Origin of the sequence: Longispora albida DSM 44784 (assembly GCF_000379825.1) — a bacterium.
GTDB classification, from domain to species: domain Bacteria; phylum Actinomycetota; class Actinomycetes; order Mycobacteriales; family Micromonosporaceae; genus Longispora; species Longispora albida.
Map to the genome: position 1 here is coordinate 526,546 of NZ_KB903833.1, position 12,884 is coordinate 539,429.

The following is a 12,884-nucleotide window of genomic DNA, read 5'->3' on the forward strand; positions in this document are numbered from 1 at the left end:
GCGGCGCGCCCCGTGCACCGGCCGGTGAGACGGCTAGAGCTTGAGGGCCTCGATCGAGCGGCGCAGGTCGTCCGTGCGGTCGACCACGGCCCGGCGGACCGAAGGCTCGATGTCGTCGCGGCTCAGCAGCGTCGCGGTGTGGCGGAGGGTCTCCCGGTCGAGCTCGTACCTCGGGTACAGGTACACGGCGAGGGTCTCGGTGACCTGGAAGCTGCGGAGCTTGCCGGTCGCCGGGAGCTCGGTGAAGTAGCGCTCGACGTACGGGCGGGTCAGCTCGCGCTGCTCCGGCTGCCAGAAGCCCCTGGCCAGGTTCCAGACGGCGTAGTTGGACAGCTGGCCGTCCGTCATGATCGACTCCCAGGCCTTCGCCTTGGCCTCGGCGGCCGGCGTGGCGGCCGAGCACAGCGCCGTGTACTCCTGGCCCTGCGCGCTCTGGTCGGCGGCCGAGGCCTCCGCCAGCTCCCCGGCGGTCAGCGAGCCGAGAATCGCCAGCCGGTACCTGACCTGCCACGCCCGCTCGATGTCCATGCTGAGCCCGGCCGGGACGTTCTCGCCGGCGAGCCAGCCGCGAAGCTCGGCGACGTCAGCCGTGGACTCGATCAGCGCCCGGAACAGCGCCAGCGCCCGGCCGCTGCCCGGCTCGGCCGCCGCCAGGAACTCGCGGTAGCTGGATGCCACCCTGGCCAGCGCGGCGGCGTGCTCGGCCGGCGCCACGTACGTGTCGATGATGAACCACTTGATGCTCTTCAGCACCTCGGTGAGCGTGGCGATCTGGGTTTCCGAGCCCAGCGTCCGCACGGCGACGTCCACGTACGAGGTGCCCGGCAGCTCGCCGTCCCTGACGGCCTGGAGCAGCGCGTTCCACACCATCGCCCGGTTGAGGGAGTCGAGGCCGGGGAGGAAGTCCGGGAGTACGGCCAGCGAAGCCTCGTCGAAACGGATCTTCGCGAAGGCGAGGTCACCGTCGTTGAGCAGCAGGAACTCCGGCGCGGGCTTGCCCACCAGCTCCGGGAGGCTCGTGAGCTCGCCGTCGATGTCGACGCGGACTGTCTCCTGGCCGCCAGCGCCGTACAGGCCGACGTTGAGGGTGTGCGGGCGGAGCGTCGGGTGGGTCGGCTCTGCCGTCTGGCGGATGGCCGCCGTGGCGATCCGGCCGTCCGCGACGGTGATCTCCGGGTACAGCGTGTTCACGTTGGCCTCGCGCAGCCACTTCTGCGCCCAGCCGCTCAGGTCGGTACCCGCCGCGTTCCCCAGGACCTCCAGGAAGTCCTTCAGCTCCGCGTTGCCGTAGGAGTAGCGGGCGAAATACTCGCGCAGGCCAGCCAGCAGCGCCTCGTCGCCGATCCGGGCGACCAGCTGGCGGAGGACGGAAGCACCCTTCGCGTACGAGATGCCGTCGAAGTTCAGCAGGCCGGCCATCGCGTCCGGGACGTCCGCCGAGATCGGGTGGGTCGAGGCGCGCTGGTCTGCGGCGTAGCCACGCGGCTTGTTCTCGACGGCGAAGGCCGTCCACGCCTCGGAGAACCGGGTCGCGTCGGCGGTCACCCGGTGACCCATGTAGTCGGCGAACGACTCGTTCAGCCACAGGTCGTCCCACCAGCGCATGGTGACCAGGTCACCGAACCACATGTGCGCCATCTCGTGCGCCACGACCATCGCCCGCAAGCCACGCTCGGCATCGGTCACGGCCGAGCGGTAGATGAACTGGTCGCGGAAGGTCACCACACCCGGGTTCTCCATCGCGCCGGCGTTGAACTCCGGGCAGAACACCTGGTCGTACTTGCCGAACGGGTACTTCATGCCGAACAGGCGCTTGTACTCGTCGAGGCACTGGCTTGTCACCTCGAACAGCTCGGCGGCGTCGGCGTCCAGGTACTCGGCGAGGGACTGCCGGGCGAACAGGCCGAGCGGGATGCCGTCGTGCTCGGAGTACACGGCGTGGTACGGGCCGGCCATGACGACGGCGAAGTAGGTGGAGAGGGGTTTGGTCTCCTCGGTACGCCAGAGCCCGTCAGCACCCTTGGCAGCCGGGGCGTTGCCCAGCACGAGCCAGTCCTCCGGCGCCTTCACCGTGAAGGTGTACGTGGACTTGAGGTCCGGCTGGTCGAAGCACGCGAAGACGCGGGGGGCGGCGTCGAGGAACGTGTGGCCGTAGAGGTAGACGTTGCCGTCGGCCGGGTCCACGTACCGGTGCAGGCCCTCACCGTCGTGCGAGTACAGCATGTCGGCGACGACGACCAGCTCGTTGGACGGCTGGAGGCCGGTCAGCGTCATGCGCTCGTCGGCGAACCCGGCGAGGTCCAGCGCCACGCCGTTCAGCGTCACGGAGTGCAGAGTGGCCGGTTTGATATCGATAAATGTCCGGTCGCCGGACGCGTCGAAGCTGAGCCGGGTGACGGAGTGGAACTCGGTCTCGCTCCCCGTGGTCAAGTCCAGCTCGACGGACGTGGTCCGGACAGTGATCGTGGAGGCGCGTTCCGCGGCCTCGTGACGAGTCAGGCTAGGCATGCCGCCACCCTAGCTGCTACCGTCGGCACATGCGGATGCTTAGTGTTCGGAACTGGTGGCTGCCCTGACGGGCGGTCCACCTGCGCATCCCAATCAGTCGCGGCCGCCCCTGCCGGGGGCGGCTTTTTCGTGTCTCCGGACGGGCAGGCCCCACGCCAACCCTTCGAGGAGACTCAATGTCCCGCCTGCTCACGGGCTTCAAGCCCACCGGCCACATGCACCTCGGTAACCTGCTCGGCGCGATCAGGCCGATCGTCGCCCGCCAGGACGGCAACCGCACGACCGTGATGATCGTCGACCTGCACGCGATGACGGTCCCGCACACGCCGGCCACGCTCAGAGAACTGTCGATGGAAGTGGCCGGGCTGCTGCTGGCCAGCGGGGTCGACGCCAGCCAGTTCTACCTCCAGTCCCAGGTACCGGAGCACACCGAGCTGCACTACCTGCTCGAATGCGTCACCAGCTACGGCGAGGCGCACCGCATGATCCAGTTCAAGGAGAAGGGTGGCAGCGGGTCGCGCCTGGCCCTGCTGACCTACCCCGTCCTGATGGCCGCCGACATCCTGCTCCACGACACCGACGAGGTACCCGTGGGCGAGGACCAGCTCCAGCACATCGAGCTGACCCGGAGCGTCGCCCAGCGCTTCAACAACCTGTACGGCACCACTTTCGCCGTACCCAAGGGTGTCAGCCCGCTCTTCGCGGCGCGCGTGATGGACCTCAGCGACCCGGCGCGCAAGATGGGCAAGACCGGCTCGACGGACACGGGCAGCATCCGGCTGCTCGACGAGCCGGAAGTCATCCGCCGCAAGGTGATGCGCGCGGTGACCGACACGCTGTCCACAGTGCACTACGACCCCGCCGAACAGCCCGGAGTGTCGAACCTGCTGTCCATCCTGGCTGGTTGTACCGGGCGGACACCGGGCGGGCTGGCCGGGCAGTTCACGACGTACGGCGGGCTGAAGGAGGCGGTGGCGGACGCCGTCGTCGAGGTCGTCCGGCCGATCCAGGAACGGTACGCGGAACTCGACCCCGGCCAGGTCCGCAAGGAACTCGCGGCAGGAGCCGAGCAGGCACGCGAAGTGGCGTCGGTGACGGTCCGGCGAGCCAAGCAGGCGATCGGGCTGGTGATGGGATGAAGAGAACCCGGCCGCACCACCCCTGAGTCCTCTGTACCCAGTCCAGGACCTCGGCACCCTGGCCGGGCAGGCCCCCGCCGTTTCAGCCCGGGGCCACCCGGCAGCCCGGCCGGGTGCCTTACCCGGCCGGAAGCTGTGGCCTGAATGCTTGCCCCGCTCTCACCACGAGAGCAAGGCAGCCGCACGCGAAGCGCTGGCGGCTGTCAGCCCTCGCTCGGCTAGAAGTCGCCGGCCGTGTCGCCCTCCGGCCGGACCCGCCGGGCCTTGCGGGCCGCGAGGCGGTCCTTGGCCTGCGGGCGGTCCGAGCCCTGGAACCGGACGTCGGTCCCGCGGTGGCCGACCGGTTCGACGTCGAGGCCGGCGTGGACCGTCGGCTCCCAGTCGAACTCCATCGTGCCGATCCGGACCGGGGCTCCCGGCTCCGCGCCGGCCTTCGCCAGCGCGTCCTCGACGCCCAGGCGGGCCAGGCGGTCGGCCAGGTAACCGATGGCTTCCTCGTTCTGGAAGTCGGTCTGGCGGACCCAGCGCTCCGGCTTGCCGCCCCTGACGACGTACACGCCTTCCTCGTCCTGCTCGATCGTGAAGCCCGAGTCGTCGACGGCCTTCGGGCGCAGGACGATCCGGGTCGCCTCCGGTACCGGCTGGCTCGCCCAGTGCTCGGCGACGATGTCACCCAGGGCGTAGGTCAGCTCCCGCAGGCCCTCACGGGACGCGGCGCTCACCGCGAACACCCGCAGCCCGCGCGCCTCGATGTCGGGGCGGACGATCTCGGCGAGGTCCCTGGCGTCCGGTACGTCGATCTTGTTCAGCACGACGACGCGCGGCCGGTCGGCCAGCCCGCCGTACTCCGCCAGCTCGTGCTCCAGCGCGTCGATGTCCGACAGCGGGTCACGGCCCGGCTCCAGGGTCGCGCAGTCGATCACGTGCACCAGCACTGCGGTCCGCTCGATGTGCCGCAGGAACTCCAGGCCCAGGCCCTTGCCCTGCGCGGCGCCCGGGATCAGCCCCGGCACGTCGGCCATCGTGAACGTCTTGTCGTCGAGGCGGATCACCCCGAGGTTCGGCACGAGGGTCGTGAACGGGTAGTCAGCGATCTTCGGCCGGGCCGCCGACAGGGCCGCGATCAGCGAGGACTTGCCGGCGCTCGGGTAGCCGACCAGGCCGACGTCCGCGACGCTCTTGAGTTCCAGGACGACGTCCAGGACCTCGCCCGGCTCGCCCAGCTCGGAGAAGCCCGGTGCCTTGCGCTTGCTGGTCGCCAGCGCGGCGTTGCCCCGGCCACCCCGGCCGCCCATCGCCGCCATGTACTCGGTGCCCGCGCCGACCAGGTCGACGATGACCTCGCCGTCCTTGTCGTGCACGACGGTGCCGTCCGGCACCCGGAGCACCAGGTCGGCGCCGTTGGCCCCGTCCCGGTTGCCACCCTGGCCCGGCGTGCCGTTGCCGGCCTTGGCGTGCGGCTTGTAGTGGAAGTCGAGCAACGTGTGCACCTGCGGGTCCACGACGAGGAGGACGTTGCCGCCGTGCCCGCCGTTGCCGCCATCCGGCCCGCCGAGCGGCTTGAACTTCTCGCGGTGGATCGACGTGCAGCCGTGCCCGCCGTTACCGGCCGCCACGTGCAGCACAACCCGGTCAACGAACGTGGCCACGCGTCCTCCTCCTGCTGGTTCGTCTACATACTTCCACCTGGGGCGGCTTCGCCCGCAGGTTTACCTCAGCCAGCCCGGTCCTGACCCGCTCACCCATATGGGTAACCCGGGACCAGCCTCCCGGTTTCCCGTCCGGCACCGTGATCTGGCAGACACTCCAGCCACCCGGCCCGGGTGCCGCGCCCGGCCGGGGGCCTGGCAGCGGGTACGAGGAAAGAAAAAAGAGGCTGGGCAAAAGCAAACGGCGCGGCGGCCTGGGGACTAAAGCCCCGGCCACCGCGCCGTAAGCGGAGACTGCTGGTTAGTTCGCCGCGACCGGAACGATGTTCACGGTCTTGCGGCCACGCCGCGTGCCGAACAGCACGTGACCGGAGGACAGCGCGAACAGCGTGTCGTCGCCGCCACGGCCGACCAGGTCACCCGGGTGGAACTTGGTGCCACGCTGGCGGACGAGGATCTCGCCCGCGTTCACGAGCTGACCGCCGAACCGCTTGACGCCGAGCCGCTGGGCTGCGGACTCCCGGCCGTTCCGCGAGCTGGACGCACCCTTTTTATGTGCCATCTCGACGCCTACTTCCCGCTCTTGATGCCGGTGACCTTGACCTGGGTCAGCGGCTGACGGTGACCCTGCCGCTTGTGGTAACCAGACTTGTTCTTGAACTTGTGGATCCGGATCTTCGGGCCCTTGGTGTGGGCGACAAGCTCGGCGGTCACGGCCACGCCGGACAGCTTCGCGGCGTCGGTCACCACGGACTCGCCGTCGACCAGGAGCACCGCGGGCAGCGTCACCGTGTCGCCCGGCTCACCCAGGAGCTTCTCGACCTCGATCACGTCGCCCTCAGCGACCTTGTACTGCTTGCCGCCGGTCTTGACGATCGCGTACATGACGCAGGTCTCCTCGCTGGTGGCAGCCGGTGTCACGGAGAGACACAGCGGCGCTTCGGACATGAATCGCGCGTCGCGCTGACTCGCTGGGCTACCGGACGAACCGGGGTGCCGTGCACGCAACGCGAACGGGGCGCATCGAAATGCGCCGTAGGCAAGGGTACTTCACGTGTCCCCGTGCCCTCAAATCGGCCCCGTGTGGGCCGGGTCACCAGGCAAAACGCGCTGCTGACCCGGCCAAGGGTACCCGATGGCGCCGTGGCTGCCGCGCGCGGTGGCCGCCTGGCGCCCCGCCGCTTACGACGCTCCGGCGAAGGTCGTGCCGCAGGTCTTGTCGATCTGGGCGACGACCGGGTCCATGTTCGGGTCGTTCGGGAGCTGGTCGGGGTCCGTGGCCTTGGCCATCGCGTCGGCCTGGGCCTTGAGCCCGCCGGCGAAGTCCGTGACGGCCTTCTTCAGCGCCGGGTCGGCGACGGTCTTCGACAGCTCCTGCGTCGAGGTCGCGATCTCGGCGTAGGACTTGCCGTACTTCTGCATCAGACCCTTGATCGCGGACTCGTCGCCGGTCGTCGCCACGGTGATCAGTTCCTTGGCCATGTCCCCGGCCACCTTGCGGAACTTCTCCTCGGTGGTCTTCAGCTTGGCGCACGTCTCCTTGGTGTTGGCAGCCACGTCCGCGCCACCGCCGCCACCGGTACCCGGGGTGCTCGTGCCCTTGCCCGCGCCGGCCGACGCGCCAGCGGACGGGGTCGAGCCGGCCGCGGCCGTCGGCGAACCCGTGCTCTTGTTGTCGCCAGCGGTGTCCTTCTTCGATTCGCTGCCGCACCCGGCTGCGAGGATCGTCACCATAGCCGCCACGGCCATGCCCCGTACCAAACGCATCTCGTCGCTCCCGACTCGCTCTTGCATGAAGGGGTGTTCCCGCGCCGGCCTCCGGTCAGGCTGGCCCGCGCGGACAGAACCCGTGGACGATACCCCGGACAGCGAACCGGCCGGGATGGATATCCCGGCCGGTTCACGAACTGTTACCCAGAGCTGCGCGTACCTGCAGCCGAGCGCGTTACTTGCCGCGCCGCCTGCTGGACCTGCGGCGCCGGCGCCCCGGCTCCTCGGAGTGCTCGTCCTCGCTCGCGGCGTCCGGGTCGTCGTCGCTGGCCCGCACGGTGATCGACGGCTGCGAGGGTGCCGCCGCCGCGACCGTGACGGCCCCGGCGAGTACCGGCTCACGGTCGTCGTCGGCGGGCTCGGCCTGCGGGGTGTCCTCGGACTCCTCGTCCCGGGCACCGCCACGGCGGCGCTTGCGCTTGCTCTTGCCCTCGGCAGGCTTGTCCTCGGACTGCTGGGCCTGCTGCTTCGGCTTGGCCGCTCCCGGCTCCAGTACCGGCTCCGGGTGGATGATCAGGCCACGGCCCTTGCAGCAGTCACAGGTCTCGCTGAACGCCTCCAGCAGGCCCTGGCCCATCCGCTTGCGGGTCATCTGGACCAGGCCGAGCGAGGTGATCTCGGTGACCTGGTGCTTGGTCCGGTCCCGGCCCAGGCACTCGGTCAGGCGGCGCAGCACCAGTTCCCGGTTGCTCTCCAGCACCATGTCGATGAAGTCGACGACGATGATGCCGCCGATGTCACGCAGCCGGAGCTGGCGGACGATCTCCTCCGCGGCCTCCAGGTTGTTCTTGGTGACCGTTTCCTCGAGGTTGCCGCCGTGCCCAATGAACTTTCCGGTGTTCACGTCGATGACGGTCATCGCCTCGGTCCGGTCGATGACCAGCGAGCCGCCAGAGGGCAGGAAGACCTTGCGGTCCAGCGCCTTCATGATCTGCTCGTCGATCCGCATCGCCTGGAAGACGTCGACCACACCGGAGTACCGGCTCAGGCGGCCGACCAGGTCCGGCGAGACGTGCTCCAGGTACGGCTCGACCTGGTCCCACGCGTCGTCGCCCTGGATGATCAGCTCGCGGAAGTCCTCGTTGAACAGGTCGCGGACCACCCGGATGACCAGGTCGGGCTCCTCGTACAGCGCGACGGGCGCGCTACCGGACTTCGACTTGGCCTCGATCGCCTCCCACTGGGCCTGGAGCCGGGTGACGTCGCGCTCCAGTTCCTCGGTGCTCGCGCCCTCGGCGGCCGTGCGGACGATCACGCCGGCCTCGTCCGGGACGAGCTGCTTGAGGATGTCGCGCAGCCGCTTGCGCTCGGTGTCGGAGAGCTTGCGGCTGATGCCACTGGCGTTGCCGTGCGGCACGTACACGAGGTGACGGCCGGAGAGCGCGATGTGGCTGGTCAGGCGGGCACCCTTGTGCCCGACCGGGTCCTTGGTGACCTGGACGAGCACCGAGTCGCCCGGCTTCAGGGCCTGCTCGATCGAGCGGCCACGGCCGGACAGGCCCACGGCGTCCCAGTTGACCTCGCCGGCGTAGAGGACGGCGTTACGGCCACGGCCGATGTCGACGAAGGCCGCCTCCATGCTGGGCAGCACGTTCTGGACCCGGCCGAGGTACACGTTGCCGACCATCGTCGACTGCGAGGCGCGGGCAACGTAGTGCTCGACCAGGACACCGTCCTCCAGGACGGCGGTCTGGGTACGGTCGCCGAGCTGGCGGACCACCATCACCCGGTCGACGGCCTCGCGCCGGGCCAGGAACTCGGCCTCGGTGAGGATCGGCGGGCGGGTCCGGCGCTGCTCGCGGCCGTCCCGGCGGCGCTGGCGCTTGGCCTCCAGCCGGGTCGAGCCGGACACGCCCTGCACCTCGTCGGCCGCGGCGCGCGGCTCACGGATCTTGACGACGACGTTGGGGTCGTCGCTGGTCTCCTCGCCGGAGCCCCGGCGGCGGCGCGAGCGGCGACGGCGGCGGATCGAGCCGTCGCCATCGACCTCGGTGTCCTCCCCGTCCTCGGCCTCGGCGGTCTCCTCCTCCGCGTCCTCCGGCTCCTCCTCGTCGGAGTCGGAGTCGGCCTCGGCGGTCTCGTCGTCGGAGTCCTCGGCACCGCCCTTGCCCCGGCCACGGCCACGGCGGCCACGGCGGCGGCGGGAACGGCGGCCCTCGGGGGCGTCGTCGTCCTCGTCGTCGGCTTCCTCGGCGTCCTCGGCCTCGGTGACCTCCTCGGCCACCACCTCCTCGGCGCGGTCCCGGCGGGAACGGCGGCGGCGGACGGAGCTGATCTCCTCCTGCTGCTCGGCGGCCTCCGGCTCCGGGGTCTCCGGCGGGGTGAACGGCGTGACGAGCGCGGGCATCAGCGACGGCGCGCCGAACGGCGACGCGGGCGTCTGGGCCGATGGCACAGTGAACGGCGAGGTCACAGCGCCCATCACCGCGACCGGCTTCACCGGCTCCGGCGGCATGAAGACGACGGTGGCAGCCAGGCCGCCCTTACGGCGGCGCGAGGGCTTCTCGACGGGCGCGTGCTCCTCTTCGGCCTCAGCCTCAAGCTCTTCGGCGGCTTCCTCAGTGGCCTCGTCCGCAGCGTCGGCTTCGGTGGCCTCGACGGCCTCCGGCTCTGCTGCTTCTTCACTGATTTCGGCAGTTTCTTCCGCTTCTGCGGTTTCTGCTACCTCTGCCTTTTTCTTACGGGTACGCGTGGCCTTGGGGGCGTCTGCGGCTTTCTTCCGGGTACGGCGAGCCTTGGGGGCTTCATCCGTTTCCCCCTCGGAAGCCGCGGAACCCTCAGCGGCCGCAGGGCTCTCAGCTGCCTCGGCTGGCGGCGCGGTGGCCGCAGCGCGCTTACGAGGCGCCCGCTTACGGACAGGCGCCGTGGTTTCAGTGTCAGGGGCGGTACCGGTGGCAGGCTCAGTGCCAGCCTCCGTGCCGCCCGTCGGCTCGTTGTCGAGCATCCGGGTGTTCTCCAGTTCTGCCAGATCCCGGGCGCGAGAACGCAGCCACGCAGGATCGGACGCTGATCACGGCGCTCCGAGGGGCGGAACGCCGAAGTCTGGCCAACCAGGCCGGCAACTCCGGCCTGGCCCGTCACGGTTGACGGCTCATGCGGCGCTACGCGGAGACGGTCTCCGCGCCGCGCTCACCGGCGATGGCCTCGCGATCCGCGTCCAGCGGGTCACTGATGCGGCCCTGCTCTGTCAGCGCGCCCTGCGCCAGCCGGAGCGCGCGAGGCGGCACCGGTGGCTCCAGGCCGGCCAGCACACGCAGGCCACTGAGCACATCGTCGGGTCGGACGGACGGTGTTACATGCCGCACGACGAGTTCGATTATCACACACGGTGCGGGGTCAACCTCGCTGACCTGCGAGACCGTGGCGGACACGACCGGCTGGCGGGCGTCCAGCTTGCGCATACCCTGCTTCATCAGCCGCTCTACCTCGACAGTCTCAGCCGCGAGGAACGCTGTGACGGCCGCCTCCACCTCGGCGAGCGCCAGGCCGGGCAGGTCGATCCGCCAGTGCGAGGCGTCGATCCGGTCGGCGAGGGAGGTACCGGGCAGGGCCGTCACGGCCTCCACCACGTCGATCCCCGGCGACAGCACCTCGTCGAGCCGCTTGGCCAGCTCTGCGGGGTCGGCGAGGGTCTGGAGGCCCAGCTCCAGGTACTCGGCCTCGCTGGCCACGCCGGTCGGGGCCGCCGAGGCGTAGGAGATCTTCGGGTGGGGGCTGAAGCCCTGCGAGTACGCCATCGGGACCTCGGCGCGGCGCAGCGCCCGCTCGAAGGCCCGGGCGAAGTCGCGGTGCGAGATGAAGCGCAGCGGGCCGCGCTTGGCGTACCGGAGCCGGACCTTCTGGACGACCGGCGCCTGCGGGTTGTCGGGCTGACGGCGCTTGCTCATGACTTCACCACGCTCAGGGGCAGCATCTTCTTGCCCGTCGGGCCGATCTGGATCTCGGTGTCCATCGCCGGGCACACGCCGCAGTCGAAGCACGGGGTCCAGCGGCAGTCGTCCAGCTCGACGGCGTTCAGGGCGTCCTGCCAGTCGGACCAGAGCCAGTCCTTGTCGAGGCCGGAGTCGAGGTGGTCCCAGGGCAGCACCTCGGTCTCGCCGCGCTCGCGCAGGGTGTACCAGTCGAGGTCCACGCCGAATCCGGGCAGCACGTCCGCGGCAGCGTCCACCCACGCCTGGTAGGAGAAGTGCTCCGACCAGCCGTCGAAGCGGCCGCCGCCCTCCCAGACCTTGCGGATCACGGCACCGACGCGCCGGTCACCGCGCGACAGCAGGCCTTCGACGACCGAGGGCTCGCCGTCGTGGTACCGGACGCCGACCGACCGGCCCAGCGACTTGTCGGCCATCACGGCGGCCTTGAGCGACTTCAGCCGGCGGGTGACGGTCTCCACGTCGGCCTGCGAGGCCCACTGGAACGGGGTGTGCGGCTTCGGCACGAAGGCACCGATCGACACCGTGCACTTGATGTCCTTGGTGCCGGTGGCTGCCCGGCCGGCCTTGATGACCTCGTGCGCGAGCCGGGCGATCTGGAGCACGTCGTCGTCGGTCTCGGTGGGCAGGCCGCACATGAAGTACAGCTTCACCTGGCGCCAGCCGGCCGTGTAGGCGGTGACGACCGTGCGGATCAGGTCCTCCTCGGAGACCATCTTGTTGATGACCTTGCGGATCCGCTCGGAGCCGCCCTCGGGGGCGAAGGTCAGGCCGGAGCGCTTGCCGCCACGGGTCAGCTCGTTGGCCAGGTCGATGTTGAAGGCGTCGACCCGGGTCGACGGCAGCGACAGGCCGATGTTCTGGCCCTCGTACCGGTCGGCCAGCCCGCGCGCCGTCTCGGCGATCTCGGTGTGGTCGGCGCTGGACAGCGAGAGCAGGCCCACCTCGGAGAACCCGGACTCCTTGAGCCCGTTCTCCACCATGTCGCCGATCGTCGTGATGCTGCGCTCCCGCACCGGCCGCGTGATCATGCCGGCCTGGCAGAACCGGCAGCCACGGGTACAGCCACGGAAGATCTCGACCGCGTAGCGCTCGTGCACGGTCTCGGCCAGCGGGACCAGCGGCTTCTTCGGGTACGGCCAGGCGTCGAGGTCCATCGTCGTGCGCTTGTGCACCCGGAACGGCACGTCAGCCCGGTTCGGCACGACGCGCTGGATCCGGCCGTCCGGGAGGTAGTCGACGTCGTAGAAGCGCGGGACGTAGACGCTCTCGGTGCGGGCCAGGCGCAGCAGCAGCTCGTCGCGGCCACCCGGGCGGCCCTCGGCCTTCCAGGACCTGACGATCTCGGTGATCTCCAGGACGGCTTCCTCGCCGTCGCCGAGCACCGCGGCGTCGATGAAGTCGGCGATCGGCTCCGGGTTGAACGCGGCGTGCCCGCCGGCGATCAGCACCGGGTGCGACTCGTCCCGGTCCTTGCTCTCGATCGGGATGCCGGCCAGGTCGAGGGCCGTGAGCAGGTTGGTGTAGCCCAGCTCGGTCGAGAAGGAGACCCCGAACAGGTCGAACTCCCTGACCGGGCGGTGCGCGTCGACTGTGAACTGCGGCACATCGTGCTCGCGCATCAGCTTCTCGAGGTCTGGCCACACGGAGTACGTCCGCTCGGCCAGCACGTCCGGCAGCTCGTTGAGCACCTCGTAGAGGATCTGGACGCCCTGGTTGGGCTGGCCGACCTCGTAGGCGTCCGGGTACATCAGCGCCCAGCGGACCACTGCGGCGTCCCAGTCCTTCACGACGGCGTTGAGCTCGCCGCCCACGTACTGGATCGGCTTCTGGACCTTCGGCAGCAGGGCCTCGAGCCGGGGAAAGACACTAGGAACGCTCATAACGAT

The 12,884-nt window shown here is 70.1% G+C and carries 9 protein-coding genes; 1 reads left to right on the forward strand and 8 read right to left on the reverse strand.

Going from position 1 to position 12,884, the window contains the following annotated elements; all coding sequences use genetic code 11:
* Positions 1–33: 33 nt before the first annotated feature.
* The gene (gene pepN, locus A3G1_RS0120130; RefSeq protein ID WP_018351287.1) at positions 34–2,508 is read right to left on the reverse strand and encodes an aminopeptidase N; all 2,475 of its coding nucleotides are present in this window, start codon (positions 2,506–2,508) and stop codon (positions 34–36) included.
* Between the two features lie 176 nt (positions 2,509–2,684).
* Here pepN and trpS point away from each other — a divergent pair, with 176 nt between their 5' ends.
* Positions 2,685–3,647, forward strand: a complete 963-nt coding sequence (gene trpS, locus A3G1_RS0120135; RefSeq protein WP_018351288.1) for a tryptophan--tRNA ligase — start codon at positions 2,685–2,687, stop codon at positions 3,645–3,647.
* Positions 3,648–3,865: 218 nt separating this feature from the next.
* Here the strand turns inward: trpS and obgE are convergent, their stop codons facing one another.
* The 7 genes from obgE to A3G1_RS0120170 form a co-directional block, all read right to left on the reverse strand.
* A complete protein-coding gene (gene obgE, locus A3G1_RS0120140) occupies positions 3,866–5,296 on the reverse strand; it encodes a GTPase ObgE (RefSeq protein ID WP_018351289.1) in 1,431 nt (476 codons plus the stop codon).
* A gap of 301 nt (positions 5,297–5,597) precedes the next feature.
* Complete coding sequence (rpmA, locus tag A3G1_RS0120145; protein ID WP_018351290.1) at positions 5,598–5,858, reverse strand: 50S ribosomal protein L27; 261 nt, start codon at positions 5,856–5,858, stop codon at positions 5,598–5,600.
* An 8-nt stretch (positions 5,859–5,866) separates the two neighbouring features.
* Positions 5,867–6,181: a 50S ribosomal protein L21 gene (gene rplU / locus A3G1_RS0120150; RefSeq protein WP_026212318.1), complete on the reverse strand. Its 315-nt coding sequence runs from the start codon at positions 6,179–6,181 to the stop codon at positions 5,867–5,869.
* 297 nt (positions 6,182–6,478) lie between these two features.
* Positions 6,479–7,063: a hypothetical protein gene (locus A3G1_RS0120155; RefSeq protein WP_157641234.1), complete on the reverse strand. Its 585-nt coding sequence runs from the start codon at positions 7,061–7,063 to the stop codon at positions 6,479–6,481.
* A gap of 178 nt (positions 7,064–7,241) precedes the next feature.
* A complete protein-coding gene (locus A3G1_RS0120160) occupies positions 7,242–10,010 on the reverse strand; it encodes an Rne/Rng family ribonuclease (RefSeq protein WP_018351293.1) in 2,769 nt (922 codons plus the stop codon).
* 157 nt (positions 10,011–10,167) lie between these two features.
* Entirely contained in the window at positions 10,168–10,953 is a 786-nt protein-coding gene (locus A3G1_RS0120165) for a TIGR03936 family radical SAM-associated protein (RefSeq protein ID WP_018351294.1), read from the reverse strand.
* Complete coding sequence (locus tag A3G1_RS0120170; protein WP_018351295.1) at positions 10,950–12,878, reverse strand: TIGR03960 family B12-binding radical SAM protein; 1,929 nt, start codon at positions 12,876–12,878, stop codon at positions 10,950–10,952. The genes A3G1_RS0120165 and A3G1_RS0120170 overlap by 4 nt, the downstream gene beginning before the upstream one ends.
* Between the last annotated feature and the right edge of the window lie 6 nt (positions 12,879–12,884).

What these genes read in the sequence shown, in the direction of transcription:
- pepN (WP_018351287.1), bottom strand. Translation starts at nt 2,508, where the DNA reads ATGCCTAGCCTGACTCGTCACGAGGCCGCGGAACGCGCCTCCACGATC.
- trpS (WP_018351288.1), top strand. Translation starts at nt 2,685, where the DNA reads ATGTCCCGCCTGCTCACGGGCTTCAAGCCCACCGGCCACATGCACCTC.
- rpmA (WP_018351290.1), bottom strand. Translation starts at nt 5,858, where the DNA reads ATGGCACATAAAAAGGGTGCGTCCAGCTCGCGGAACGGCCGGGAGTCC.
- rplU (WP_026212318.1), bottom strand. Translation starts at nt 6,181, where the DNA reads ATGTACGCGATCGTCAAGACCGGCGGCAAGCAGTACAAGGTCGCTGAG.
- A3G1_RS0120155 (WP_157641234.1), bottom strand. Translation starts at nt 7,063, where the DNA reads ATGCGTTTGGTACGGGGCATGGCCGTGGCGGCTATGGTGACGATCCTC.
- A3G1_RS0120160 (WP_018351293.1), bottom strand. Translation starts at nt 10,010, where the DNA reads ATGCTCGACAACGAGCCGACGGGCGGCACGGAGGCTGGCACTGAGCCT.
- A3G1_RS0120165 (WP_018351294.1), bottom strand. Translation starts at nt 10,953, where the DNA reads ATGAGCAAGCGCCGTCAGCCCGACAACCCGCAGGCGCCGGTCGTCCAG.
- A3G1_RS0120170 (WP_018351295.1), bottom strand. Translation starts at nt 12,878, where the DNA reads ATGAGCGTTCCTAGTGTCTTTCCCCGGCTCGAGGCCCTGCTGCCGAAG.